The sequence below is a fragment of the Actinophytocola sp. genome (genome assembly GCF_036002505.1).
Lineage (GTDB): Bacteria > Actinomycetota > Actinomycetes > Mycobacteriales > Pseudonocardiaceae > DASYTH01.
Map to the genome: position 1 here is coordinate 1 of NZ_DASYTH010000044.1, position 24,872 is coordinate 24,872.

Consider the following 24,872-nt stretch of genomic DNA (forward strand, 5'->3'; position numbering starts at 1 on the left):
GGGTCGGCGGTGCGGGCGGTGCGGAAGGCCTCCTCGAGGAACCCGGTACCCAGCCGGTCGCGGAACACCGAGCTGCGCAGCTGGCCGCTGCCGCCGTCGGCGAACGCTTCGTTGACCACGTCCCAGGCATAGATCTGGCCGCGGTAGTGAGCCATCAAGTTGTTGATGTGGTTGTTCATCACGCTGCGCAGCGTGTTCGCATCGCCGATGTTGGTGACCCAGCCGGGCAGCTGTGAGTGCCAGACCAGGGTGTGCCCGCGCATGCGCTGGTTGTGGCTGCGGGCGTGGTTGACGATCTGGTCGGCCGAGCCGAACGTGAAGTTGTTGCGGGACGGCTCGGTGGCATCCCATTTCATCTCGTTCTCGGGAGTGATCATGGTGAACTCCCGGTCCAGGATGGTCGTGTACTGCGCCTCACCCAACTTGAAGGTGGGGACCGCGGCGCCGAAATACCGGCCGGACTGGGCTGCGGCCGCGCCCAGGGTCGTGGCGGCGGCAGCCGTCTGCGGCAGCAGGGTCACCGCGCTGGCGACGGCGAGCGCCGTGACGGCAATGCGGCGGAGCCGCCGACCCCGACGCGCACGGGAACGGATCAGATCGGGCATCGTTGTCCTTTCCTCACCGGCAGGGGTTCCGGGCGCTGCGTTCCATCGGTGCGCCGCCGGGTCGTCATGTCGTCCAAGGCCCACTGTCCACTCGGGAGTGTGGGACACTCACAGACCGCTCCCCGCACCAGAATCACACCGCTGCTGGGAGCGCTCCCAGATTGTTCGGTATTTCGAACGCTGTCTGATAGGTCGGAGGTATGGCCTCACGGTAACGACACGAATCGCCACGGTCAACCGATGAATGAGCTTTTCGCACGGCGCAACTACCGAAAAGGTTTTCGAACACCGGTGATTCACCAAATCCCCCTATAACCATGGAACGTTTCAGTGCGGCGCTGTCATGTTTCAGCGAAGGCATCGAAACGCCGAGCACCAACCCCGCCGGCCGCGAGGTTGGTGCTCGGTGCGGGTCAGGTGCCGCCGTCAGATCCGCAGGGCGGTCCGCAGGAAGCTGTTGACGGTGTCCCAGGTGGGGTTGGGGGTGCCGACCGTGACGGTTTCCTGGCAGCCGCGGACGGTGCGCACGGTCTGGGTGCCGAACCGGGAGGGGTTCATGACATCGCTGGTGCTGTGCCCGGCGCCGGGAACGGAGAAGAACGTGACGTCCCGGCACTGCGCCCGCAGCGCGTTGTAGAGCAGGACGCTCTGGCCGTGCGGGACCAGCGGGTCGGCCTGGCCGTGCAGCAGCATCATCGGCGGGTCGGTGCCCTCCACATAGTTGATCGGGTTGGCCCGCCGGGTGCGGTCCGGGCAGGTCTGGATGGCGCAGCCGATCAGCCGCGACTCCGGTGAGTTGGCGCCGTCGTGGTCCAGCCCGCCCGGAATCCGCTGCGCATTCATCTGCAGAAAGTCGGTCGGACCGAAGAACGCGACACCCGCCTGCACCCGGCTGGACACACCGGTCGTCCCGATCGTGCCCTCAAGATCGGCCACACCCCCGGTCAGCGCGGCGATGTCGGCCGCCCAACCGCCGGAGGAGTTGCCCATGAACGCAAACCGGTTCGGGTCGAGCTGGAACTGCCCGGCGTTGGCGCGCAGCCAGCGGATGGCCGCCTTGAGGTCGAACGCCTGCGCCGGGAAGATCGCCTGGGAGCTGGACCGGACGCTGACCCCGGCCACCGCGAACCCGCGGGGGTTGAAGACATTGGCGATCGAGGACGCGCCGGACTTGCCGTCGTCACTCATCCAGGCCGAGCCGCTGTGCCAGATCAGCAGCGGCCGCGGCGTGGTGCCGCCGGAGGGAAGGTAGAGATCGAGTAAATGGCCCCGGCTGCCGGCCGGCTGGGCAGGTGCATAGGCGATGTTGCTGATCACTTGCGTAACCTGGGCCGGCCCGGCGGAGGCCGCAACCGCGGGAATGGAACCACCGCCCGCGGCCACGGCGGCCACCGCCGTTCCGACGATCGCGGCCACACGAATACCAGCACGCATGGAGTCCTCCATTATCTGACTGGGCTGGGAGCGCTCCCAGACTTGTCCGGATAGCGACATGCCCATCAGCCTGCGCGTCACCGTAGCGACACGATGCGTCACCGTCAACAATACGAACGACTGTGCGCATAGCGCACAATCGAGACCGGACGGCATACCCGGTCCAGCACCGCATTGACGGCACCGGCACCCGGTCGTACCGTGGGCTCGCCGCATTGCGAACCTGTGTTCGTATAGCGCACAAGGAGGATTCGATGCCGAGTCGCCGTGTGCTCCGGGCCGCGCCCGCCGCCGTCGCCCTCATGGCGTTGCCGTTGATCGCGGCCGGGGAGCCGGCGACGAAGCCGGTCACGGTCGAGCCGCTTGTCGTCCAACTGCCGGTGCTGACCCCGCGGATGGACTGTGCCGCGCTGGCGGGGGTGGATGTCTCGGCGGAGGTGGGTGCCGGCACCGGTATCACCTCCGCCGGGGCCGCGACCGCCACCCCCGGCTACCCCGTGTGCGACGTGAAGGGGGTCATCGCTCCGCAGATCCAGTTCGAGGTGCAGCTGCCCACCCAGACCTACCGGCAGCGCTACCTGCAGACCGGCTGCGGCGGCCTGTGCGGGTCCCTCGCGATCAGGGTGCAGGCGGCCGAGGGCTGCGTGCCGGTCACCGACGGCACCTTCGCGATGGCCTCGAACAACCAGGGGCACGTCGGCGGCGGCACCGCGGACGGCAACTTCGGCACCGACCCGCAGGCGAGAATCGACTTCGCCGAACGCGCCGACCACCTCACCGCGCTTGCCGCCAAGGCGCTGATCACCACCTTCTACGGCCAGCGCCCACGGTTCTCCTACTGGGACGGCTGCTCCCAGGGCGGCCACGAAGGGCTCACCGAGGCCCAGCGCTACCCGGAAGACTTCGACGGCATCCTCGCCGGCGCACCCGCCTCGATCACCACCGAGCTCAACGCGTTCAACCAACCGTGGCTGGCCCGGGTGGACTTCGACGCCGCCGGCCGGGTCATCCTGCCCGCCACCAAGCTCGCACCCCTGCACGACGCGGTCATGTCCGCCTGCGACGGGCTCGACGGGCTCGTCGACGGGCAGCTCGACGACCCCCGCACCTGTGGCTTCGACCCCGGCCGGCTCGCCTGCCCGGGCGACACCGACACCCCCACCTGCCTGACCCGGGCCCAGGTCACAGTCGTCCGCAAGATCTACTCCGGCGCCGTCACCGACCGCGGCGAGCACCTCTACCCCGGCGGGCAACCCTACGGCTCCGAGCTGGCCTGGGCCGGCTGGATGATCCCGTTCACCCCGGCCGCACCGCAGAACTCCACGGTCGCCTGGCGCATCGGCAACGGCTGGGTCAAGTACCTCGCCTTCGACCGCAATCCGCCGCTCTCCTTCTCCCTCAACGACCTCGCCTTCGACCGGCCCACGTTCCAACGCGTGCGCCAGCTCGCCGGGTTCTACGACGCCATCGACCCCGACCTGTCCGCGTTCCGCCGGGCCGGCGGCAAGCTCATCCTCTGGCACGGCTGGGCCGACCAGGCCATCCCACCCACCGGCACGGTCGCCTACTACCAGGCCGTCCAGGACCGCATGGGCGGCCTGACCGCCACCCAGCAGTTCGCCCGCCTGTTCATGTTCCCCGGCGTCCTGCACTGCGGCGGCGGCACCGCACCCAACACCTTCGACCTGCTCACCCCCCTCATGAACTGGGTGGAGAACAGCACCGCTCCCACCAAGGTCGTCGCCACCCAGTCCAACGCCGGCACCATCGTCCGCACCCGACCGGTCTTTCCCTACCCGCTCGCCGCCCGCTACACCGGCACCGGCAACATCAACGACGCCACCAACTTCGTCGCGACCCCACCCGAACGGCCGAACCAGGACCATTTCCCCTGGCTCGGCCGATTCGAGGGCAGCCACCGCTAGCAGCTGACGCTCTCGTGGGTTCCCTGGGTGAGGAACGCCGTCACCGCGTTGTCGCCACAGGGGTTGCCGTTGAACAGGTAGGAGACGTGGCCGCCGGCGTTCACGGTGACCATACGGGCCCGGTGGCCGAATGCCTCGAGCATCCTCAGGGCTCCGCCGTAGGGAGTGGCCGGGTCTCGGAGGTTTTGGATCAGCAGGACGTTGTCGGGGCCGTGCGACGTGATCGTCACGGGGTTTTCGGCTTGGTAGGGCCAGAACGCGCACGCCGTGATGTTGGCCGGCATGCCCGCGGTCAGCGGGAAGTCGTGCCGGTTCTGGGCGACGGTTCGGACGTAGTGGTCAACGGATCTGGGCCAGTTCACGTCGTTGCAACCGGTCGCGGTCAGCGCGGCGTAGGTGTTCTGATACTGGGCGGGCGGCGGCACCGGGATCGTGGGCGGGCCACCGCGCATGATGTCGGCCACGAGCGGGAAATTCGTGTCGCTGTAGAGCCCGGTGAACACCGCGGCCCGCAGATAGTTTCCGCTGACGCCCGGCCGCGGGTTCTCGTCGAGGCTGGCGGCCAGACTCAGGTAGGTGGCCCGCACCGCGTCGGGTGTGGCACCCAAACCGTAGGTGCTGTTCCGCTCCGCTGCCCAGGCGGCGAAATCGGGGAACCGGTCCCCTGCGCCGATCGCGAAGTTGTTCATCCACCCGCGTTCCAGCTTCCGGGGGTCGGGATCGCCATTGCTGTCCAGCACGACCCGGTCAGTGCGCTGTGGGAACAGGGTCGCGTAGACCGCACCCACATAGGTCCCATATGAGGTACCCCAGTACGACAGCTTTCGCTCACCCAGTGCTTGCCGGATCTGGTCGATGTCCTTCGCTTCATTGCGGGTGCTGATGTTCCGCATCAGCTCGCCGCCATTCTGGATACACGCCTGTGCGACCCTCCTGGCTTTCGCGACGCTCCCGGAGATGTCCCCACCCACCCCGGGCCACGGCATGAACCCTTGCGGCTCAGCGTCTTCACCCGTCAGATCACACGTCACCGGCGTGCTCTGGCCGACCCCACGGGGATCGAACCCGATGATGTCGTAGCGGTCGAGCACCTCGGCCGGCAGTCGCATGCCGTGCGTGGTCGGCCGGTACAACCCGGGGTTGCCCGGCCCACCCGGAATCAGCAGCAGAACACCCCGCCGCAAGTCCGGCTTGGCCGTGCGGATCCGGGAGATCGCCAACGAGATCCGTTGTTCCCCCGGATGTCGATAATCCAGCGGAACCTCGATGGTGGCGCACTCCTGCGCAGGAGCCCCGGAACACGCCGCCCACACCGGGCCCGCCTCCTGCGCCCCAGCAGGCACTGACACACCAGCGGCTACCGACACACCAGCGGCCGCTGCCGCGATCGTCAAAACTTGAACGGTTTTTCCCATGCCTAACCATCTCCGGCCCAGCACGGGCAGACCAGCCGGCCAGCCGGTCCGGTCGTGGTAGGGCCAGCCCTACCGTCTAGTGTTCAGCTGGGCCGGGCGATGCCGTTTGAGACACCGGGTGAGTCGAGCGTGGATGCGGATCGCGCGATCAGGGTCGCGACGGCGATCGGTGACCTCGCCCAGGCGGAGGGTGTGCCCGCGGCGGTTCGCCACGTGTGCGTGGCGTGTGCGGCTATGGTTGGGGCCACCGGGGTGGGCGCGTCGGTGATCAGCCATCTCGGCTTGGTCGAGCCGCTCGCCGCCACGAGTTCGGCAAGTGAATGGGTCATGGATCTGCAGGCGACACTCGGCGAAGGACCGAGCACCGTGGCGCTGGCGGAGAACCGCCCGGTGTTGATACCCGATCTCAGCAGCGACGTCTGCATGCGCCGCTGGCCGGCGTTCGCGCCGGCGGCCGTCACCGCGGGAACCCTGGCCGTTTTCGCGTTCCCGCTGGTGCTGGGGGCGATCTCGATGGGTGTGCTGGAGATCCACCGCGCGGATGCGGGCAGCCTGACGGCGGCCGAGCTCGTCGACGCCTGGCTGTTCACCGACGCGGCCATGATCCAGGTAATTGATCAACTGTCCCGACCCTCGAGCGGTTCGCTCCCCGCCTCGGACGGCGACCTCGAGTACCGATGGGCCGAGGTCCATCAGGCCACCGGTGTCGTGTCGGTGCAGTTGGACACCACGCTCGCCGACGCGCTGCTCCGGTTGCGGGCCCACGCCTACCTCACCGGTCGCCGCCTGTCCGAAGTGGCCCATGCTGTGTTGACCGGAGCGCTGCGTCTGGCATCGGGCACCGACGATCACGACCAAGGATGAGACATCGTGCTGGATCAGCGAATCACCAAGACGTACATCGAACTGGCCGACACGCTCGTGGTGGGGTTCGACATCGTCGACTTCCTCCACACGCTCACCGAACGCTGTGTGGAGCTGCTGGATGTCGACGCCGCCGGGATCCTGCTGGCAGACCTGCGGGGCACGCTCAACCTGATGGCAGCCTCGACCGAGCAGGCCCGCCTGCTCGAGCTCTTCCAGCTGCAGAACGAGGAAGGGCCGTGCCTGGACTGTTACCGCAGCGGGCAGACGGTCGAATGTGTCGACATGACCACTGAAGGACGGCGCTGGCCACGCTTCGCCGCCGCGGCCCGCGAGCGGGGGTTCGCCGGGGTGTACGCGGTGCCGATGCGGCTGCGCGATCAGACCGTCGGGGCGATGAACCTGTTCCGGCACCAACCGAAGCCCATCCCGGCCGAGGTGGTGGCGGTGGCGCAGTCGTTCGCCGATGTCGCCACGATCAGCATCCTGCAGGTTCGCGCGCTGCAGCACCGTGAGGAGCTCATGGAGCAGCTGCAGACCGCGCTGAACAGCCGCATCCTGATCGAGCAGGCGAAGGGCGTCCTTTCGGCCCGCCGGCAGATCGGTATCGCGGAGGCGTTCACGCTGATGCGCACGTTCGCCCGCAACCACAACCAGTTGCTCGCTCACGTGGCGCTGGCGATCATCAACCAGTCACCCGAGGCCGCCGCTTTGACCTCGGAGTCCGGCCAACCCGAGAGATAGGCCGTTCGGACGCGCACCGGCGCGCTCCGCGCGGTACCTTTGCCCGGTCAGCGTCGGGAAGGCCCGGACCTCGCCAGTGCCCGAATCAACAGTCATCGGTAGTGGACGAGGTGCCGGCGGTGGAAAAGCTTCTTGTCGATTCGGCCGACATCGATCAGCGCCTGATCGCCCTGCGCGCCCTCGGCTTCCGCTTCGGGACGAACCGCGATGTCGCCGGCATGGTCGTCGCGCTGGTCGCCGCCCGCACGCACCACGGAGTGATCGACATCGTCCAGATCTACGGCGAACAGGACGCCGACGCGACCCGAATCTCCGTCCACGAACCGGAAATCCTGTTCCCGAGGGCGATCTTCTGGCATACCAATGGATCGGCCAACCACGTCATCGACGCACTCCTCAGCCTGGCCGACCCGGTAACCGAACTGAGCGACCGGCCGCGGTCAGCGCGGAGAATTTCTTCAGCGGGTACAGTGCGAAATATCCGGACACAATGACATTGTCGTTTTCGAGGTGCCAGCCACGCCGGCCAGTCAAGAAACAGGTAAATCGTGTCGCCCCCGCACATGAGCTCAAACCCCGCCAATAACAGCGGCCCCGCCGGCACCATCGTGCTCGTCCATGGGCTGTGGCTGACCCCTCGATCCTGGGAGCATTGGGTCACCCGCTACGCCGAGCGCGGCTACCGGGTGCTGACGCCCGCCTGGCCGGGAACGGAGCTCGACGCCGCGGCGCAGCACGAGCACCTGGGCATGACGGACGGCCTTGGCGTGACCGAGGTGGCCGACCACTACGACACGTTCATCCGCGGGCTCACCGCACCGCCGATCATCATGGGCCATTCGTTCGGCGGTCTCCTCGTGCAGATCCTGCTCGACCGCGGCCTGGGATCCGCCGGTGTCGCGATCCACCCGGCCCCGGTCAAGGGCGTGCTCAGGCTGCCGCTGTCCGCGCTCCGATCGGCCCTTCCGGTGCTGCGCAACCCCGCAAACCGCAAGAAGACGGTCGCACTGACCCCCGGGCAGTGGCACTACGGGTTCACCAACACCCTCGGCCAGGGCGACTCGCGGGCGCTCTATGACCGCTACCACGTCCCCTGCACCGGAAGACCGCTGTGGCAGGCCGCCACCGCCAACCTGCTGTGGCACCCCGCCACCCAGGTCGACCTGCGCAACCACGATCGCGCGCCGCTGCTGCTCATCGCCGGCGGCGCCGACCACACCGTACCCACGTCGCTGGTCAAGGAAACCGCCGTGCGCTACGGCAGATCCCGGGCCGTCACCGACTACCGGGAGTTCCCGGGACGGCCCCATTTCACGGTCGGCGTCCCCGGCTGGGAGGAGGTCGCCGACTACGCCCTGGACTGGGCGGCCCGCCACACCACGGTAAAAACGATCATCCCGGAACCGACCACCGGTCAACCACGGGTCTCGGAATGACGGCCACGTCCCGGGGCGAAGGGTTGGGAATGCTGCTCGGGCCGGTGGTCGCCACGGTGCCGGGGTTGGTCTTCCTCGAACTCAACAGCGGGCGGACTGCCGGGTGGATGGCCGCCGGTCATTCGTACCGCTGCCGCGGTCATCGCGGCCGGCCTGCTTGTCGCCATCTTGCGCGCCGGCCGTCACTCCCTGACCGCGCCTGACAATGCGGGGTTCACCGACCGACGCTGCTGGGCGATCGTCGGATTCGAAGCCGCCGCGCTGTTCGGCGGCCTGGTCGTGGTCAACACCGTGCTCGGTCGTCCCGCACTGGCCGTCGCCTGGATCGCCGTGGTGGTCGGGGCGCATTTCTTCGAGCAGCGCGAGTCCGATTGTCCCGTGTGGACAAAACGTAGGGACGCTCAGCGCCTTCTCGGACGTGGTCCTGTCAGAGACGCTGGAAGACCCGGCCGCCATCGGCTTCCCAACGCGCCGTGGCCGGGTCGTCAGGGAGATCGGTCGCTGGACCCGGCTCGGCGGTGGGTGCGGGAGCAAGCAGGTCATCGACATTGTCGATGTTGTCTCGCCGGCCCGCCTTCAGCAGAACCTGGTGCGCGGTCGCCGAGTTGGTTCCTGGCGGCACGGCCAGCAGCGTGAGGCGCGAACCGTCCGGTCCGATCACGTCCACGGTGTGCGGGTGCTGGGCGTGGAATCCGCCCAGCCGCACCTGATGGCCGTCCACGGGGAGGCGGCGGGGAGCGGCGTCCCACGTCGTGAGGTTGTAGCTGACCCGCTGGACGCGGCCCAGCCGAATTGCCAGCACCGCAAGCAGCGCCGGCAGTTCGGCGGACAGATCCCGGGATCGGGGCCACCACGCTCCGTCGACATACCCCGTGGTGGGCGCCCTCGGCTTCAGCTTCAACCGAAGTGTCAGCCGCGGCGGCTCGATGGCTATCGTGGCCAGTGGGGTAATTACGCGAAGGTGCGGGCCCGACCTCATGCCGGAACTCCCGTCCCCGGCCTGAATTTCGACCGGTCTGGGTATTTCGCCGAGTACGACGTGCGCTTGGCCACTCACGTGCGAGCTGTTCTCGACAACTTCACACTACACCGTTGCCGATGTGATCGGTCGATTCTGACCCCGAATTCCGGAATTTCCGCCAGTCTGGGAACGCGCCGTGTTCAGCCGGTCACAGCGAACGATAACCGGGCTGGACGGGGGATACCGGTCGCGCGTCAGCCCTGTTCGGGGTCTACGCTGATGAGGGGCGGGAAATTATGGGAAATTCAAACGCCTTCCGCGATCGACAGGTCAATTGAGGAATCATGGTGGGCGCTGTCGCCTGGATCATGCTCGGTATCATCGCCGGCGTCTTCGCCAAATCGCTACTCGCCGGCAAAGCGCGATACGGCGTCGTCGTGACCACCCTGGTCGGCATCGCTGGAGCACTACTCGGTGGCTGGGCGGCATCGGAACTCTTCCACGCCAACGGCGCCGACCGGTTCTTCGACCTCTTGACGTGGCTAACCGCCATCGCGGGATCGGCCGTCCTGCTCCTCGTCTACCACGTGATCACCAGCAGCAGCCCTCGGCGCGCCCGCCGATGAACCCGAAGGGAACCCACCCAATGCGACATACATTGCACTTCCTGAAGGATGGCGACCGAAACGTCCTCCTCGAGGAGCACACCCTCGCCTATGGCCTGGCCTCCGGATACGAACGCAGCGCCAGGCAGCTGGGCGTCCCCGCCGGCACGCAGGTGCGCGTGGAGCTGCTCGACGCCGCCGGCCACCTGTTGGACTGGCGCACCTATCTCGTGCCGGTCACCGACGCGGAGACACAAGCCCGGGCGGCCAGCGTCGTCTGAGCGGCCAGCGCCGCGGCCGAAGCAAGAGGGAGTCTGGTCTCCAGTGCGCTTCGGCGGGCGGTTACCTCGTCGGGGTCGTCGCCGAAGATCAGCAGTTGGAGGGTGGTCCGGTGCACCGTGTTGTCGGTGCGGCTCGTGTCGTGGCCGGCGATGATGAGCGCACCGCCGGCTGCCAATGCCGGCCGTAGTTCGGCGAGCAGGTCGGCCAGTGGTGCGGCGACGGTCAGTTTCACCGACTCGGCGGGAAGCTCGAGAGCCTCGGGTCGGACGGATTGCAGCGCCAGCAAGGGGACGGACCCGCTGGTGATCCGGAAGTTCAGGTCGAGAAAGACTAGTCGACCCTCCTGGGTTTGGGCGCAGTCCAGGCTGCACAGGCCCCGGTACCCCAGCACGGCCGCGCGCGCGGCGATCGCCAAGCACTCGGCGAGCAGCTCGGTTGGCGGCGGGACGACCTGCCCGAACCGTCCGCCCACGTAGATCCCGGCCGGGTCGATGCGCTGCTCGGTGACGGCGAGCACGCGCGCCGTCCCGTCCGCACCGACGTAGAGCTGGATGCCCCAGTTACGGCGGATCTCCAGGTACTCCTCGATCACGAACTCGCTGAGCACGTCGGTGAACGCCGGCAGCACGATCTGCTCGCCGGCCCGGTGCAGATACACGTCAAGGCTGCCACCGTGGGCCTCGTTGGTCGCGGCCTTGAGCACCCACGACTTCTCCGCCGGAGCCGCCTCGGCGAGATCCCCACGCGGCACGACGCCGCGACGCGCCTGAAACCGCGGATCGACCAGCGTGCTGATGCTGGACTTGTTGTTCAGGTAGCCCACGAGCTGCGCGCTTTTGACCGCGCGGTCGTCGGGGCACAGCGTGGTCGGCTGCGGGTACTCCATCGAGATCAGCAGCCCGTCGCTCAACGCCTCCGCCACCCGCGCGACGAACTCCGCCTCACTGCGGAACTCACGCAGATCGGTGCCGACCGGTAGGCCGCCGTCGCGCATTACCGCCAGCAGTACCGGATCCGTACCGCCGGCGCTGCAGATCACCGGCACGTCCGCGGCAACACCGACCGGCCTGGCGGAATACACATCGCGAGTGTCCCGGTGCCGACCCGGCGGCACACCCGCCTCCAGCGCGGGCCGCGCGCAGACGGCGACGCCGGGACCATACACATCGGTCAGAGCACGAGGAGCGTCGAGCGAAGGTGACAGCAGGGCTGAAACGCTGATGGGGATCTCCCGTGAGGTGAGACGGACCGTCCATGGCTGGCGGCGTCCACTCCCTGGCCGATAGAAGGTCGGTGAGCCAGGTTCGGTGAGAGATCGTGGGCGAACAACCCGGATGCGGGCCGTGTGGCATCAGAGTCTCACATCCGACCGCCGCGACCAAGCCGTGCCGGATCAGGCACGGCCAGCGTGCGAAGACCCGCAACGCGGTCAGCGCGGGACCTCGTCCGCATGGACTGCCATCGACAGCAGTTCGGGGCCACCGAAGGTGGTGGCCATCGCGACGTCGGCGGCGTCGCGGCCGGTGCCGATCACGATGCGGCCCTTGCGGCGGGTGTTGTTGCGCGGGTCGAAGGTCCACCACCGGTCGGCCAGCCAGACTTCCATCCAGGCCGCGAAATCCATCGGCATCGGATCGGGGCACACGTCCATGCGCGGGAGGTAGCCGAAGGCGTAGCGGGCCGGGATGTTGAGCGCGCGGCACAACGAGATCGCCAGGTGGGTGAAGTCGCGGCAGACGCCCAGGCCTGATGTGTTGACGTCGGTCGCGGTGGAGAGCGCGGTGGAGCTGCCGTACTGGAATTGCAGGTGCTGGTGGACGTGGGCACAGATCGCCTGCACGCGGCGGTAGCCCGGTGGGGTTGAGCCAAACCGCGCCCACGCCTCGTCGCCGAGCAGGTCGGGCAGGCAGTAGCGGCTGGGCAGCGTGTAGTGGAGCACGTCGTCGGGAAGGTGGTCGGCCGGCACCTCGGCGGCGTTCTCATCGGCGTCCTCGACCGCGTCCGGCACCTCGGCGACCGCGTCGTAGCACAGCTGCGACCGGCCGGTGGGCATCACCACCCGCAGGCACGGGTTGCCGTAGAGATCCCGGTAGTGGCGCGACGCGGCTTCGGGCCGGATCGACCACTCCTCGTTCCGCACCCGGACACCGCGGCCGGCGCCGGGCTGAACCTGGAACACCGTCGGTGTGTCGATTTCGCAGCGGTAGGTGAAGGCGCACCCGATGTGCACCAACCGGGTCGCCGCGGACCGGTCGTGATCAGTCATGGGTGCGGTTGGGCGCGTGACGCCCTTCGGGTGCCGCGCGGTCGAGGTCGGAGTTGCCCAGCCGAGCGTAGATTTCCAGCGCGGCCTGCGCGTCATCGACACGCCACGGCCGCAGCGTCAACCGGCCCGTGGTCAAAACCTGGTTCGCCGAGGTCAAAACGCTCACGATGGTTGCTCCGTCCCCGGTGTCCGCCGAGGACGACGCCGGTTCGACCACCGGCATGCGAATTGCCTTCGACCACCCCCGACTATAGCCGGCAGGGTCCCCCGGCCCTCCCTGAGCGCGTCGTCGGCGAGTAGGGTTGAAATATCCGGACACGATGACATTCCCGTTTCGAGGTGCCAGCCACGCCGGCAAATCAGGAACGGGTCTCCGTGTCCATTGATCATCAGTCGTACAGCGCTCCGCCCGGCCTGGCAACCGAGTGTGCGGTGTGCCCCCATCCCTCGGCGTTCCACGATCGGATCGCGGCCCGCTTCTGCGCCGCGACCGTCGCCGCGAAGTTCAGCCGGGGCTGCGTCTGCACGGCCTACCCCGATGGCACCGGACACCCCAACCCGGACAAGGACACCTCATGACCACCAAGTACGTCTCGCTGTACGACCTGAGGGTCTCGATGGTCCAGAAGGCACTGCAGGCCCACTCGACGCTCGACGACAAGACGTCGCTCGACCTCGCGGTGCACGTGCTGGACGCGTTGGACCACATCCCGGAGAAGGCACGGTGACCGGATGGGCCGCGCCACCGGACGCCGACCCGGACACCGGCGCCGGCCAGGACGAGCCCGTGCGCGCCGAGGTGCGGCTGCGGATGAAGCCGAACAGGGCCGCCCGCGGTTACGTGGACGGGGCCTGGTGGCCGCGATCCCACGATCCGGCCGCGGAGTTTCCCGGGCTCGTCCTGGCGATGAGCTCGTGGGTCGGCCCGGTCCGCCGGATGTCCTACCACCTCGACGACTGGGACACAACGACGCGCGAGCTGATCGTGGAGGGCTGGTCGGTCCGGTTGGCGGGCGTTCCCACACTCGATGCGAACACGGTCGTGGTGACCGGGTCGAACCAAACCCGGAGGATCCTGCTGGTGGTTCCGCCGGGCACACCGGGCGGCGCCGCGCGCGCCGTGCTCGCATCGGCCGCCGCGGCGGACACCGTGGCGAGCGTCGAGGAGATCCTGGCGAGCAACGGCGTCCGGCTCAGCAGGCGCGACAATCGCGTGGAATACAGGGAAACATGAACGGCAGCCCGGAAGACCCGAACGTGATCGCCCAGCGGCTGCACCTCGCGACCGGCTTCCTGTCGTCCGAACGAGACTGGATCGTCCAGCGCCTGGCCGCGCTGGGATCGAGGCTGCGGTCCTTCCCGGACACCCAGGTCGACCTCGAGATCAGCCTCAAGGAACGCAACGGCGCCGGGCAGCGGGTCACGCTGGAATGCTGGATCAACCGGACTCCGCGCCTGCACCTGGTGTCCAGCTCGTCGGCGCCGGAGTTGGCGATGGCCGTGGGCGAGGTCCGCGACGACCTGATCCGTCAGGTCGACGACGCCAAGACCCGCACCGAACCGCAGAACCACCGGCCCCGGCGGCCCACGGCCTGAAGCCCGGCCGGATCAGGCGGTCAGCGGGGCCTTCATGGCCAATGCCGCGAGCAGGTCCCGGCCGTGTTCGGCGGTGCGCGGCTGACACAGCACGTCGTACCGGCGGGCGACCAGCTGGCTGTGCGAGACGAAGTCGCGCTGCCCCTTGGTCCCGGCGTACCGGAACGCGGCGGAGGCCAGGCCGAATCCCACGCCGGAGACCAGGCCGATCAAGATCGGCGTCAGGCCGGCGCCGGCCGTGAACAGGCTCAGCAGCAGGCCGACGAACAGGCCGAGCCACGCTCCGGAGGCCGCTCCGGCGCCCAGCACCCGCCGCCAGGTGAGCCGCCCGGCCACCCGCTCGACGAGCATCGGCTCGACGCCGACGATCGTGATGCCCTGGACCGGGAACTCATGGTCGGCAAGATGATCGACCGCCCGCTGGGCCTCCCGGTACGTGTCGTAGGAACCGATCGGCCAGCCATCCGGAAGCGTCGGCATACTCGACGAATTCTGCGTGAATGTTCTGTCCACACCTGGCTCAACAATCTCGCGAACCCGGACGATACCGACGTTCGGATACTCACAGCCGATTCTCAGCAGGGCCCGCGGCGTGGAAATCAGCCGGTCAGGACGGCTCGTGCGCTACACTGACGTCGTCGGCCCGCCCAGTTCTGCCTCGGGCCCGCGTTCGTCGTCCATCACCACGCGCCGCGACCGCATCTGGTTCGCGCCGGGCAGGACACCTCCCAACGTTTTGGAGTACTGCATGGCGGCTCGCCGCCCTCGTCACCACGTTCCGTCCACATCCGACACGCCGGAGACAACCGGCCCCTCGTTCGCCCAGCTCGGTGTGCCGGCCCGGCTCATCACGGCACTGACCGCCCAGGGCATCGTCGCCCCGTTTCCCATCCAGGCGGCGACCCTGCCGGACGCGCTGGCCGGCCGGGACGTGCTCGGCCGCGGCCGGACCGGCTCGGGCAAGACCTACGCGTTCGCGCTGCCCGTGCTCGCCCGGCTCGCCGCCAGTCCCCTGCCACGGCGTCCCGGCCGGCCGCGGGCTTTGATCCTGGCGCCCACCCGGGAGCTGGCCAGCCAGATCGCGGAAGCCATGGCACCGCTCGCCGCGGCCCTGTCGCTGCGCATCCTGACCGTGTTCGGCGGCGTGGGCGCCCAACCGCAGATCTCCGGTCTGCGGGCCGGTGTCGACATCCTCATCGCCTGCCCCGGCCGGCTGACCGATCACCTCGCGTCCGGGCACGCCCGCCTCGACGCCGTGGAGATCACCGTGCTCGACGAGGCCGACCACATGGCCGATCTGGGCTTCCTGCCGGACGTCACCCGGTTGCTCGGCCAGACCCCGCGCACCGGCCAGCGGCTGCTCTTCTCGGCCACCCTCGACGCCGCGGTCGACGTGCTGGTCCGGCGTTTCCTGCACGACCCGGTCACGCACCGGGTCGACCCGGTGTCCTCCACCAACGCGGACATGGCCCACCACGTGTTGCATGTGCAGCCGGCGACCCGGCTCGCGGTGCTGGTCGACCTGACCGCGGCACCGGGGCGCACCCTGGTGTTCACCCGCACCAAGCGCGGCGCCCGGCAACTGACCCGCCAACTCGTCGCCGAAGGGGTACCCGCCGTCGAGCTGCACGGCAACCTCGGCCAGCAGGCGCGCACCCGCAACCTGCTCGCCTTCACCGAGGGCAGCGCGCGGACGCTGGTGGCCACCGACATCGCCGCCCGGGGCATCCACGTCGACGGCATCGCGCTGGTCATCCACGCCGACCCGCCGATCGAGCACAAGGCGTACCTGCACCGCTCCGGCCGCACCGCGCGGGCGGGAGCGTCCGGCACCGTGGTCACCCTGATGACCGACGCGCAGGTCGCCGACGTCCGGACCCTCACCCGCAAGGCCGGCATCACGCCCACGACCACCCGGCTGCGCCCCGGCCACCCGCTGCTCGCCCAACTGGCCCCCGGTGACCGAGCCTTCGTCGCACCCGGCGCCGAGCCCCCCGCCAGCTCCAGGGCGGGCCGCCGCGGTCACCCGCGGGGCGGCGGCAAACGCAAACCGGCCAACACGTCCCGGACACCGGCCCGCTCGCCGAACACCGGCGCCCAGACGGTGACGGTGGCAGCCAAACCGGCGGGCGCGGCGGCCTTCTCCGCCGGCACCCGCGTGGGCCGGCGTCGTACCCGTTGACTCCAGGAACGAATGTGGCCCGCGAACCGTTGAACAGGGTGGCCGCACCTGTTGCGGGCGGACCTGCTTCAGGTCGTCCCCGCGGCCACCCGCCGGCGAGCGCGGGGTTTACACCCTCGCCGAACCGCCAACCCTCTTCCGAAGTGTCACCCCGGACCCCGGTGGCCACCCCGAGCACCATCGTCACCGGAGGTAGCACATTGTGACCGCAGTACTCGAACGTCCCCCCAATACGAATCCGCCCGGCGGCCCGGAGCCCATGCTTTCCGGCGAGCAGACCCGATTGCAGGCACTGCTGGTGAAGTTGTTCGCGATCGTGCCGCCACTGGCACTGATCGCGGCCGTGCCGATCGCGTGGGGGTGGGGTCTGGGCTGGGTCGACATCGGCCTTGCCCTGGGCTTCTACACGCTGACCTGCCTGGGCGTCACCGTCGGCTTCCACCGCTACTTCACGCACGGCGCGTTCAAGGCCACCCGTGGCCTGCGGATCGCGCTCGCCGCGACCGGAAGCATGGCCTTGCAGGGCCCGGTCATCGGCTGGGTGGCCGACCACCGCCGGCACCACGCCTACGCCGACAAGGAAGGCGACCCGCACTCACCGTGGTTGTTCGGCACCTCGGCGGCCGCGCTGGCCAGGGGCTTCTGGCACGCGCACATGGGTTGGCTGTTCGAGCGCGGACAAACCAACCAGCGCCGGTTCGCCCCGGACCTCTTGGCGGACGCCGACATCCGGCGGATCGACCGGCTGTTCCCGGTGCTGACCGTGGTCACCCTGGTCGCCCCCGCCGTGCTCGGCGGCCTGATCACCCTGTCCTGGTGGGGCGCCCTTACCGCGTTCTTCTGGGCCAGCCTGGTCCGGGTCGCGGTGCTGCACCACGTAACCTGGTCGGTGAACTCGATCTGCCACATGATCGGCGACCGGCCCTTCGACGCCCGGGACAAGTCCGCCAACTTCTGGCCGCTGGCCATCGCCTCCATGGGCGAGTCCTGGCACAACTCCCACCACGCCGACCCCACCTGCGCCCGCCACGGCGTCCAACGCGGACAGATCGACATCTCCGCGCGGATCATCTGGGCCTTCGAGAAGCTCGGCTGGGCCACCCAGGTCCGCTGGCCCAAACCCGAACGCCTGGCCCGCAAACTCAAGACCGCCACGGGGTAACACCCCGTACCGTCCAGAAAGGACTTACCATCATCAGTACCGTCACTTCGTCCGGCGACGGCGAGCTCGTCGCCGGCGACCTGTTCAGTCACCCACCCACCCAGCCGCCACCCGGTGCGGCACTGCCCACTCACCGGGTCTCCCACGAGAACCTGTTCCGCGAGCCGGACCTCACCGGACACAGTGGACAGACAGCGGACCCCGAAGGATCAACGCGGCGCTGAGCCGTCCGGGCACCGTGACTCACTCCGCGGATGCGGGTAGTCCGGTGAACGGTGTTGGAAGGACAGGATGTGGGGATTCTGGATGACACCGTCGCGGATCTCGAGGGCACGCCGGATGGTCTGGTCGGCATCCCACGCCGCGGGCCCGGCAAGCACCGTGGGGAGATGGGGCAGGAGCGCCTCGCTGATCTCCCAGGTGGCCGAGTTCCACAGGTACGACGGGCTGTGGTCGACGGCGTAGTAGTGGATGCGGTCGCCCACCATGAACATCGGCTCGTCGAATGAGGTGGGTCGGGCCCAGCTGAAGCCCATCCCTTCGTCGCACGACACGTCAACGATGAGACTGCCCGGCGCGAAGACGGCCAGGTCCTCGTCGATCAGGAACATCAGCGGCGCATCGGTGTCCTGCAGCACACAGTTGACGACGACATCGTGCCCGGCGAGGAAGACCGCCAGGGGCTCCCGGCCATCATCGGTGAGCGCCTCACTGCGCCGCGGATCTTCGTGATCGTGCTCGAAGTGCACCATGCGTGCCGAGTGAATCGGCGAGGCGACCGCGGCGACTCCGCGGTTGGTGAGGACCTGCACGTCGTGGACGCCGTGCGCATTGAGCGCCGTGACCGCACCGCGGGCGGTCGCCCCGAATCCGATCACGACGGCCCGCAGCCGGCGACCGTAGTCACCCGTCGACCCGGTGAGCGCCAAGGCGTGCAGCACCGAGCAGTAGCCGGCCAACTCGTTGTTCTTGTGAAAGACGTGCAGGCCGAACCCACCGTCCGCGGTCCAGTGGTTCATCGCCTCGAACGCGATCAACGTCAGCCGCTTGTCGACGGCCAGTTGGGTGATCTTCTCGTCCTGCACGCAATGCGGCCAGCCCCACAGGATCTGGCCCTCGCGCAACTCGGCGACATCCTGCGGCTGCGGCTTGGGCAACAAAACAACGTCACACTCGTCGATCAGCTGTGCACGAGGGCGCAACCCGGCGATCAGTGGCGCCAACTCGACGTCGGGCACACCGAAGCGCTCACCGTATCCGCGTTCGAGATAGATGCGCCGCCGCAACTCGGGGTCGATGCGTTCGAGATGCGCCGGGTGGATCGGCAGCCGACGCTCGTTCTCCTTACGCGACCGCGCCATGATCCCGAGCCTGAGTTGCTCCACTCAGAATGTCCTTTCAGTCGTGGTTCGCCGCATGTGCGGCGAGGCCGTCGAGCAGCCGGTCGAGGCCCCAGCGGAACAGGTCGGTTTCGAGGTCGGTGACGGTTCGGGTCGGCCGGGTGTGGTCAAGGGTGGCGACCTCGACGGCCACGGCTCCGAGGATGTGGACGTTGAGGACGTAAACGGCGTTGGCGGCATTGCCTGGATCCAGTCCGGCGTCGGCCAGGATGGACAGCAGGGTGTCGCCGACGGCCATGGCGTTCGGGCCGACCCGAGGGCTGCCGAGGAGCAGTCGCCCGGCTCCGGGATGGGCGAGCAGTTCCGCCCTCAGCTCGAGGGCCAGTGCCTGGATGCGATCGCGCCAGGGGAGCGCCGCGTCGGTGAACCGGTTGTCGTTGACCCGGCCGAGGAGTTGCTCGACCAGACCTTCCAGCACGGCGGCCTTGTCCGGAAAGTAGGTGTAGACGGCGTTGGGCGCGACGCCGACGCGGGCCGCGACGCCCCGGATGGTGACCCCGTCCGCACCGCGTTCGGCGAGCAGCGCCAGCGCCGCGTCAAGTATCGCCTGCTCGCTGAGAGTCCGCCGGGGACCCGGGCGACCCCTCCGCGTATCGACCACGTTCCCTCCTCGGTTCGGCTATCCGAATGTCTCTGGACAGCGTACAGTAATTGTACGTTGTACAAAATCTGAGGCGATGATCATGACCGAGACCACCACACCGACAACCCGCAGCCCGTACCCCGTCCGCGTCCGTGCCGAACTGGAAGCCCCGCTCTCGCGCTGGCTGTGGCTGGTGAAATGGCTGCTGATCGTGCCGCACGTGCTGCTGCTCGTCGTGCTGTGGGCGGCCTTCTGCGTACTCGGCATCGTCGCGCTGGTCACGATCGTGATCACCGGCCGGTATCCGCGGGCCATCTTCAACTTCAACCTCGGGGTGCTGCGCTGGAGCTGGCGGGTCAGCTACTACGCCTACGGCGCGCTCGGCACCGATCGCTACCCGCCGTTCAGCCTCGCCGAAGAACCCGACTACCCCGCCACACTCGACATCGACTACCCCCGACAGCTCTCCCGCGGACTCGCCCTCATCAAATGGTGGCTACTCGCCGTTCCGCACTACCTCATCCTCGCCGTCCTCGTCGGCGGCGGAACCTGGCTAACCTGGAGCATGGACAACAACGACTGGGCCTGGGGCACCAGCCTCATCGGCCTGCTCGTCCTGATCGCCGCGATCACCTTGGCCTTCACCGGCGCCTACCCCCGTCCACTGTTCGACCTCATCATCGGCATCAACCGTTGGGCACTACGAGTCGCCGGCTACACCGCGCTGATGACCGACCGGTACCCACCCTTCCGCCTCGACGTCGGCAGCAACGAACCGAGCACTCCCCCGGCCGAGGCCCCCCTGCCCGTGCCGCAGACAAGCCCGTGACGAGAGGACGACCCAGTGCACATCGACGAGTACGCACCGGTGACCGCTCGCGGTGAGATCGAAGTCGCGGCCCGGCCCGAGCTCATCTGGGATCTGTTGACCAGGATGGACCACTGGGCCGACTGGAATCCCGATGTGAAGACGGCCTCGCAACCCACCATCGAGGAAGGTGCGGTCTTCTGGTGGAAGTCGGGCTCGGCGAAGCTCACCTCCACCCTGAGCCAGATCGACCACCCCCGGACGCTCGGCTGGACCGGCACCTCGATGGGAATGACAGCCGTCCACATCTGGCGACTCGAATCAGACGGTCAAACGACGCTGGCCCGCACCGAGGAGTCCTGGTCCGGCCGACTGCCCCGCCTACTGCCCAGCCTGATGCGCCGTTCCCTGCAGAAGACCCTCGACCGCTGGCTCCACCACCTCAAAATCGAAGCCGAGCACCGATCAACCGGATGACCGGTACGGTACCCACCAGGAAGGCACGGACAGCGTCGCGCCCGACCGCCGAGCGCACTCACCTGCGTTTGACGAGCGGATGGCGCGTCGACGAAGTCTTGCGGTGCTTCGCATCGCTCGGCGTCGTGTACGTGCCGCCGACGTGGCACACGGCCATGAGCATGACACCACTGGACATTTCCGTGCCAGCAACCCGCACTGAACGAGATCATCCGCAAGCCAAATCAAATGCCTGAAGGCCGCCTTCCTGGCGCTCAACGTTCGGAAGGGGCCTGCAGAGCATCGCAGGTCAGAACCCGAAGTTCACGCCGGCAGGAATGAGATTGGCAGGAATGACGGCGGTGGAGGAAACATTACCACCAGGACAGTCAGCCGCAATCCAGTCTCGGTCCCATCCGCAGACGATCCTGGATCCGTTGTCGGCGCAGAGTGATATCGCCGAATGTGAGTTGTCATCGGAGAACGAATAGTCGTAGCTCACCTCGTTGTAGCCGCCGCCCCGATGCGGAGTCACGATGCCGCCGTTCTGGATCAAGACCCACGCCCGCCAGCCGGGTAACCGGGCCGCGAAGCGGCCAGAGTATCCGTTGTTGCCATTGCACGTGCCGCTGTTCGCCCGTTCGGCAGCCCTCTCCACTCCGTTGACCACCAGGACGCCGCGAACCTCATTCCCCTGGCCGGCACACACTGCGCTCGCGGTTCCCGGCGTTACGGCCGAAACCGCCACGAATGCGGCTGGCGTCAGAGCGAAGATACCGGCCATTGCTGTCAAGAAAGTTCTTGCCAAACTTCTCATTTTGCACTCCGCTTTCGTTAAGTGGATATGCCGCACCCTGGTCACCAGCGTCATGATCTCGGACCCGGCCAACCCGCTCGACGAGTTCCGAACCCTCGGCCGCGGCCTGGCCATCGCCAGGGCGGCGTTCCAGCTCATGTCCCCCTGATCAGGGGCGACCTCTCAGTGCCCTGAAGGCCGCCTTCGAGACGTTCAGTGCCCCGAAGGCCGCCTTCAGGGCACTCCATTGACGGAACGTGATCGTGCTCCTACTGTCGGAACAGAGGGCCGAACGCAGTTCGATATACCGAACAGGGGAGATCATGTCCAGCAGAACCCTGCGCGCCGCCGGGGCGGCGATCCTGCTGACCGCCGCCACCGTGCTGGCCGGGCCGGTCCCCGCGCACGCGGCGGGCAGCACGCTGACGGTGAACGTGGCCGCGCCGTTCCGGCCGGTCACCCACGTGGCCTCGGGCGGCCTGTACGCGCTGGCCGAGAACGACCGGCCGGCGGACTCGCTGCTCTACCCGATCCACCTGCGCAACATCGTCCAGCCGGCGCCCGGCGTGCAGCAACGCCCGAACGGCCAGCCACCGGGCGGCGACTCGCTCAGGGTGGCCGCGCAGGCCATCAGGGCCGGCGCCGGGATGGTGATCCGGATGCCGGACATCTACCCGACCTTCCCGTACCAGTGGGTCAGCTGGAACGACTGGATGTCCAAAGTGGACACCATGGTCACCGCGCGGCTCAACGCGACCACGGTGACCAACGTGGAGGCCTGGGAGCTGTGGAACGAGCCGGACTTCACCTGGAACACCGCGGCCGCCGGGGACTTCAACGCCGGCTGGACGCGCACCTTCCAGCGGGTCCGCGCGCGGGACACGGTCACCCCGATCCTCGGGCCGAGCATCACCGGCTGGCGCCCGGACTGGATGCGCACGTTCCTCACCAACGCCCGCAACACGAACACGTTGCCGGACATCATCTGCTGGCACGAGCTGAACCACACCGCGCCGCAGATCGCCGCGGACGTCAACGCTTACCGCGCTCTGGAACGGGAACTGGGCATCAGCCCACGGCTGATCTCGATCAACGAGTACGCCTGGACCGACGAGGTCTACGTGCCCGGCATCGAGACCTCCTACGTCGCCAAGCTGGAACGGGCCGGCGTGGAGATGGCCAACCGCGCGTTCTGGAACGAGTACGGCACGGTCAACGGCCTCACCGTGAACAACCAGCCGACCGCACACTGGTGGCTGTACAAGTGGTACGGCGACATGGCCGGCAGCATGGTCACCACCACCCCACCCAACCAGACCGCGCTGGACGGGTTCGCCGCCTACGATCCCACCCGGCGGATCGTGAACGCCGTGTTCGGCAACGAGTCCGGCACCAACTCCGTCCGCCTCACCGGAATGAACGCGCTCAACGGCCAGGTTCGGGTCCGGCTGGAGTCCACTCCGGACACCGACCGGTTCACCGCCGTCAGCTCCCCCACGCTGATCTCCGACACCACCCAGACGGTCAGCGGCGGCGCCCTCACCGTCTCCGTCCCCAACATGAACGCCCGGTTCGGCTACCACCTCGTGGTCCAGCCCACCACCGGCGTGCCCAGCTTCCAGCAGCGCTACGAAGCCGAGAACGCCTCGGTGTTCCGCGCCCAGCGGCGCACCGGCACCAACGCCTCCAACAACGGTTACGTCGGCGGCATCAACAACTCCGGCAACTTCCGCACCGACAGCTACGTCGACTTCGTCGTCACCGTTCCCACCGCCCGCACCTACACGATGGCCATCCGCTACGCCAACGGAACCGGCGCCACCTCGACCCAGGGCCTGGCGTTCAACGGCGGCGCCTGGTCCACGGTGAGCTACCCGCCGACCGCCGGCTGGGCCCAGTTCGGCACCGTCACCACCACCCTCAACCTCCGCGCCGGCCCCAACACCATCCGCCTGGCCAAGGGATCGCCGTTCTTCGCCGGCGGCACCGGCTTCGCCGAACTGGACTACGTCGAGTTGACCTGAACGCGGCGGGTCCGGCCGAGCCACCCGGCGGCGGCGCCGAGCGGCCATAGCCGGGTGGGCAGGTTCCGGGCCGCGATGCCGGTGCGGGTGGCCGGGATGAGCAGCGTGGAAACCTGGCTGATACCACGGAGTTTCGGGTCGACGAGGCGGCGGCGTTCGGCCTCGTGGCGCCGGAAGGCCAACCCGTGATCGGCCGGGCTCGCGGCCAGCGCCTCGGCGAGGGTGAGCGCGCCGGCCATGGCCAGGCTGGAGCCGTCGCCGAACAGCGACACGCAGGACGCCGCGCGGACCATGCGGGGTGCCGTCGTCAACGGGTGCGCAGTTGCTAAGGTTTGCAATTGCTGAGTCGTTCGATCGATGCGGCGGGAGTGCCGGGTGAGTAGACCGCTGTACCAGTTGAAGGCGGAGTTCTTCAAGACGTTGGGGCATCCGGCGCGGATCCGGGTGCTGGAGTTGCTGTCCGAGCGGGAGCACGCGGTGTCGGAGATGCTGCCCGAGGTGGGGATCGAGGCGGCGAACCTGTCGCAGCAGTTGGCGGTGCTGCGGCGGGCGGGGTTGGTGGCGACCCGCAAGGAGGGGTCGACGGTGTTCTACTCGCTGACCAGCCCGCAGGTGGCCGAGCTGCTCAAGGTCGCGCGCACGATCCTGACCACGGTGCTGTCCGGGCAGGTGGAGTTGCTGGCGGACCTGCGGGAGGCGACCCGGATGGTGCCGGCCCGGCGGGGCCGCCGGCGCGCGGCGGGCGCCGGGTAGGGCCGCGGTCGTTCCGCTGCCGCCTCCCACTCATCCGGGCGGGGTAACCGCACCTCATCGCGTAACCGCTCGTCAGGAAGGTCAGAGAGTTGTTCGGGTTGTGGCGCAAGATCTGGCGTACGGGCCGGGTGGCCGAGCCGGCTCCGGCGCGTCCGTACACGCACCAGTCGCCGGGGTCGCGGGTGCTGGCGGGGTCGGTGCAGGTGCGGCATGTGGATGCCGGGTCGTGCAACGGCTGCGAGGTCGAGATCGGGTCGGCGTTCGGCCCGGTGTATGACGCGGACCGGTACGGGGCGCGGCTGGTGGCCTCGCCGCGGCACGCCGACGCGTTGCTCGTGACCGGTCCGGTGACGCGGAACATGGCCGAGCCGCTGCGGCGCACGTTCGAGGCCGTGCCGGCGCCGAAGGTCGTTGTCGCGGTGGGAGATTGTGCGCGCAACTGCGGGGTGTTCGCCGGCGCCTACGGAGTGGCCGGCGCGGTGCGCGACGTCGTGCCGGTGGATGTGGAGATCGAGGGTTGCCCGCCGCGGCCGGAGCAGATCGTGGCTGCGCTGCGCGGGTTGACCGGCCGATGA

Annotated in this window: 30 protein-coding genes; 18 read left to right on the forward strand and 12 right to left on the reverse strand. The window is 68.6% G+C overall.

Annotated elements, in window-relative coordinates:
* Both VGR06_RS02885 and VGR06_RS02890 read right to left on the reverse strand, forming a co-directional pair.
* Window positions 1-605: endo-1,4-beta-xylanase (locus VGR06_RS02885; RefSeq protein WP_327557348.1), on the reverse strand; the 605-nt coding region annotated here is incomplete at its 3' end.
* Window positions 606-1,031: 426 nt separating this feature from the next.
* Window positions 1,032-2,039 carry an alpha/beta hydrolase gene (locus tag VGR06_RS02890; protein ID WP_327557349.1) on the reverse strand — a complete coding sequence of 336 codons (1,008 nt, stop codon included), beginning with the start codon at window positions 2,037-2,039 and terminating at the stop codon, window positions 1,032-1,034.
* Between the two features lie 254 nt (window positions 2,040-2,293).
* On the opposite strand from VGR06_RS02890, the gene VGR06_RS02895 reads away from it, so the two are divergent.
* Window positions 2,294-3,964, forward strand: coding sequence for a tannase/feruloyl esterase family alpha/beta hydrolase (locus tag VGR06_RS02895; RefSeq protein ID WP_327557350.1), 1,671 nt, complete (start codon window positions 2,294-2,296; stop codon window positions 3,962-3,964).
* Here VGR06_RS02895 and VGR06_RS02900 read toward each other — a convergent pair.
* Window positions 3,961-5,307, reverse strand: a complete 1,347-nt coding sequence (locus tag VGR06_RS02900; RefSeq protein WP_327557351.1) for an alpha/beta hydrolase — start codon at window positions 5,305-5,307, stop codon at window positions 3,961-3,963. The genes VGR06_RS02895 and VGR06_RS02900 overlap by 4 nt on opposite strands.
* Window positions 5,308-5,508: 201 nt before the next feature.
* Here VGR06_RS02900 and VGR06_RS02905 point away from each other — a divergent pair, with 201 nt between their 5' ends.
* The 4 genes from VGR06_RS02905 (at window position 5,509) to VGR06_RS02920 (ending at window position 8,423) form a co-directional block, all read left to right on the forward strand.
* Window positions 5,509-6,243 carry a GAF and ANTAR domain-containing protein gene (locus VGR06_RS02905; RefSeq protein ID WP_327557352.1) on the forward strand — a complete coding sequence of 245 codons (735 nt, stop codon included), beginning with the start codon at window positions 5,509-5,511 and terminating at the stop codon, window positions 6,241-6,243.
* Between the two features lie 6 nt (window positions 6,244-6,249).
* On the forward strand, window positions 6,250-6,987 hold the full coding sequence (locus VGR06_RS02910) for a GAF and ANTAR domain-containing protein (RefSeq protein WP_327557353.1): 738 nt from the start codon (window positions 6,250-6,252) through the stop codon (window positions 6,985-6,987).
* Window positions 6,988-7,088: 101 nt separating this feature from the next.
* The gene (locus VGR06_RS02915; protein ID WP_327557354.1) at window positions 7,089-7,481 is read left to right on the forward strand and encodes a hypothetical protein; all 393 of its coding nucleotides are present in this window, start codon (window positions 7,089-7,091) and stop codon (window positions 7,479-7,481) included.
* A gap of 69 nt (window positions 7,482-7,550) precedes the next feature.
* A complete protein-coding gene (locus VGR06_RS02920) occupies window positions 7,551-8,423 on the forward strand; it encodes an alpha/beta hydrolase (protein WP_327557355.1) in 873 nt (290 codons plus the stop codon).
* Window positions 8,424-8,850: 427 nt separating this feature from the next.
* On the opposite strand, the gene VGR06_RS02925 is transcribed toward VGR06_RS02920, so the two are convergent.
* Window positions 8,851-9,402 carry a DUF5994 family protein gene (locus VGR06_RS02925; RefSeq protein ID WP_327557356.1) on the reverse strand — a complete coding sequence of 184 codons (552 nt, stop codon included), beginning with the start codon at window positions 9,400-9,402 and terminating at the stop codon, window positions 8,851-8,853.
* A 326-nt stretch (window positions 9,403-9,728) separates the two neighbouring features.
* Between VGR06_RS02925 and VGR06_RS02930 the strand changes: the two genes are divergently transcribed.
* Window positions 9,729-10,010, forward strand: coding sequence for a GlsB/YeaQ/YmgE family stress response membrane protein (locus VGR06_RS02930; protein WP_327557357.1), 282 nt, complete (start codon window positions 9,729-9,731; stop codon window positions 10,008-10,010).
* 20 nt (window positions 10,011-10,030) lie between these two features.
* A complete protein-coding gene (locus tag VGR06_RS02935; RefSeq protein WP_327557358.1) occupies window positions 10,031-10,270 on the forward strand; it encodes a hypothetical protein in 240 nt (79 codons plus the stop codon).
* Here the strand turns inward: VGR06_RS02935 and VGR06_RS02940 are convergent.
* From VGR06_RS02940 to VGR06_RS02950, 3 genes are all read right to left on the reverse strand, one after another.
* A complete protein-coding gene (locus VGR06_RS02940) occupies window positions 10,213-11,352 on the reverse strand; it encodes a hypothetical protein (protein ID WP_327557359.1) in 1,140 nt (379 codons plus the stop codon). The two genes, VGR06_RS02935 and VGR06_RS02940, sit on opposite strands and share 58 nt — an antisense overlap.
* Before the next feature lie 348 nt (window positions 11,353-11,700).
* Window positions 11,701-12,537, reverse strand: coding sequence for a transglutaminase family protein (locus tag VGR06_RS02945; protein WP_327557360.1), 837 nt, complete (start codon window positions 12,535-12,537; stop codon window positions 11,701-11,703).
* Window positions 12,530-12,760: a hypothetical protein gene (locus VGR06_RS02950; protein ID WP_327557361.1), complete on the reverse strand. Its 231-nt coding sequence runs from the start codon at window positions 12,758-12,760 to the stop codon at window positions 12,530-12,532. Before VGR06_RS02950 ends, VGR06_RS02945 begins: the two co-directional genes overlap by 8 nt.
* 152 nt (window positions 12,761-12,912) lie before the next feature.
* On the opposite strand from VGR06_RS02950, the gene VGR06_RS02955 reads away from it, so the two are divergent.
* Genes VGR06_RS02955 through VGR06_RS02970 form a run of 4 tightly spaced genes read left to right on the forward strand, consistent with a single transcriptional unit; the run spans window position 12,913 to window position 14,133 of the window.
* Window positions 12,913-13,116, forward strand: coding sequence for an RGCVC family protein (locus VGR06_RS02955; RefSeq protein ID WP_327557362.1), 204 nt, complete (start codon window positions 12,913-12,915; stop codon window positions 13,114-13,116).
* On the forward strand, window positions 13,113-13,265 hold the full coding sequence (locus VGR06_RS02960; protein WP_327557363.1) for a DUF6307 family protein: 153 nt from the start codon (window positions 13,113-13,115) through the stop codon (window positions 13,263-13,265). The genes VGR06_RS02955 and VGR06_RS02960 overlap by 4 nt, the downstream gene beginning before the upstream one ends.
* Complete coding sequence (locus VGR06_RS02965) at window positions 13,262-13,771, forward strand: DUF5994 family protein (protein WP_327557364.1); 510 nt, start codon at window positions 13,262-13,264, stop codon at window positions 13,769-13,771. Before VGR06_RS02960 ends, VGR06_RS02965 begins: the two co-directional genes overlap by 4 nt.
* Window positions 13,768-14,133: an HPF/RaiA family ribosome-associated protein gene (locus VGR06_RS02970; protein ID WP_327557365.1), complete on the forward strand. Its 366-nt coding sequence runs from the start codon at window positions 13,768-13,770 to the stop codon at window positions 14,131-14,133. Before VGR06_RS02965 ends, VGR06_RS02970 begins: the two co-directional genes overlap by 4 nt.
* Before the next feature lie 12 nt (window positions 14,134-14,145).
* Here the strand turns inward: VGR06_RS02970 and VGR06_RS02975 are convergent, their stop codons facing one another.
* A complete protein-coding gene (locus VGR06_RS02975) occupies window positions 14,146-14,613 on the reverse strand; it encodes a general stress protein (RefSeq protein WP_327557366.1) in 468 nt (155 codons plus the stop codon).
* 268 nt (window positions 14,614-14,881) lie between these two features.
* Between VGR06_RS02975 and VGR06_RS02980 the strand changes: the two genes are divergently transcribed.
* Window positions 14,882-16,315, forward strand: a complete 1,434-nt coding sequence (locus tag VGR06_RS02980) for a DEAD/DEAH box helicase (protein WP_327557367.1) — start codon at window positions 14,882-14,884, stop codon at window positions 16,313-16,315.
* Window positions 16,316-16,517: 202 nt separating this feature from the next.
* Window positions 16,518-17,477 (forward strand): acyl-CoA desaturase, encoded by a 960-nt coding sequence (locus VGR06_RS02985; protein ID WP_414637139.1) that lies wholly within the window; start codon window positions 16,518-16,520, stop codon window positions 17,475-17,477.
* A 209-nt stretch (window positions 17,478-17,686) separates the two neighbouring features.
* Here VGR06_RS02985 and VGR06_RS02990 read toward each other — a convergent pair whose 3' ends face one another.
* Together VGR06_RS02990 and VGR06_RS02995 are read right to left on the reverse strand one after the other, a co-directional pair.
* On the reverse strand, window positions 17,687-18,838 hold the full coding sequence (locus tag VGR06_RS02990; protein WP_327557368.1) for a N(5)-(carboxyethyl)ornithine synthase: 1,152 nt from the start codon (window positions 18,836-18,838) through the stop codon (window positions 17,687-17,689).
* A 37-nt stretch (window positions 18,839-18,875) separates the two neighbouring features.
* Window positions 18,876-19,478, reverse strand: coding sequence for a TetR/AcrR family transcriptional regulator (locus VGR06_RS02995; RefSeq protein ID WP_327557369.1), 603 nt, complete (start codon window positions 19,476-19,478; stop codon window positions 18,876-18,878).
* A gap of 82 nt (window positions 19,479-19,560) precedes the next feature.
* Between VGR06_RS02995 and VGR06_RS03000 the strand changes: the two genes are divergently transcribed.
* Window positions 19,561-20,289 carry a DUF4389 domain-containing protein gene (locus tag VGR06_RS03000; protein ID WP_327557370.1) on the forward strand — a complete coding sequence of 243 codons (729 nt, stop codon included), beginning with the start codon at window positions 19,561-19,563 and terminating at the stop codon, window positions 20,287-20,289.
* Between the two features lie 15 nt (window positions 20,290-20,304).
* Window positions 20,305-20,745 (forward strand): SRPBCC family protein, encoded by a 441-nt coding sequence (locus VGR06_RS03005; RefSeq protein WP_327557371.1) that lies wholly within the window; start codon window positions 20,305-20,307, stop codon window positions 20,743-20,745.
* A 289-nt stretch (window positions 20,746-21,034) separates the two neighbouring features.
* Here the strand turns inward: VGR06_RS03005 and VGR06_RS03010 are convergent, their stop codons facing one another.
* Window positions 21,035-21,595, reverse strand: a complete 561-nt coding sequence (locus VGR06_RS03010) for a hypothetical protein (protein ID WP_327557372.1) — start codon at window positions 21,593-21,595, stop codon at window positions 21,035-21,037.
* A gap of 248 nt (window positions 21,596-21,843) precedes the next feature.
* Between VGR06_RS03010 and VGR06_RS03015 the strand changes: the two genes are divergently transcribed.
* Entirely contained in the window at window positions 21,844-23,544 is a 1,701-nt protein-coding gene (locus VGR06_RS03015) for a carbohydrate-binding protein (RefSeq protein WP_327557373.1), read from the forward strand.
* On the opposite strand, the gene VGR06_RS03020 is transcribed toward VGR06_RS03015, so the two are convergent.
* Entirely contained in the window at window positions 23,526-23,855 is a 330-nt protein-coding gene (locus VGR06_RS03020) for a hypothetical protein (protein WP_327557374.1), read from the reverse strand. The two genes, VGR06_RS03015 and VGR06_RS03020, sit on opposite strands and share 19 nt — an antisense overlap.
* A 64-nt stretch (window positions 23,856-23,919) precedes the next feature.
* On the opposite strand from VGR06_RS03020, the gene VGR06_RS03025 reads away from it, so the two are divergent.
* A complete protein-coding gene (locus tag VGR06_RS03025) occupies window positions 23,920-24,297 on the forward strand; it encodes a metalloregulator ArsR/SmtB family transcription factor (RefSeq protein WP_327557375.1) in 378 nt (125 codons plus the stop codon).
* Between the two features lie 89 nt (window positions 24,298-24,386).
* A complete protein-coding gene (locus tag VGR06_RS03030; protein WP_327557376.1) occupies window positions 24,387-24,872 on the forward strand; it encodes an NADH-quinone oxidoreductase subunit NuoB in 486 nt (161 codons plus the stop codon).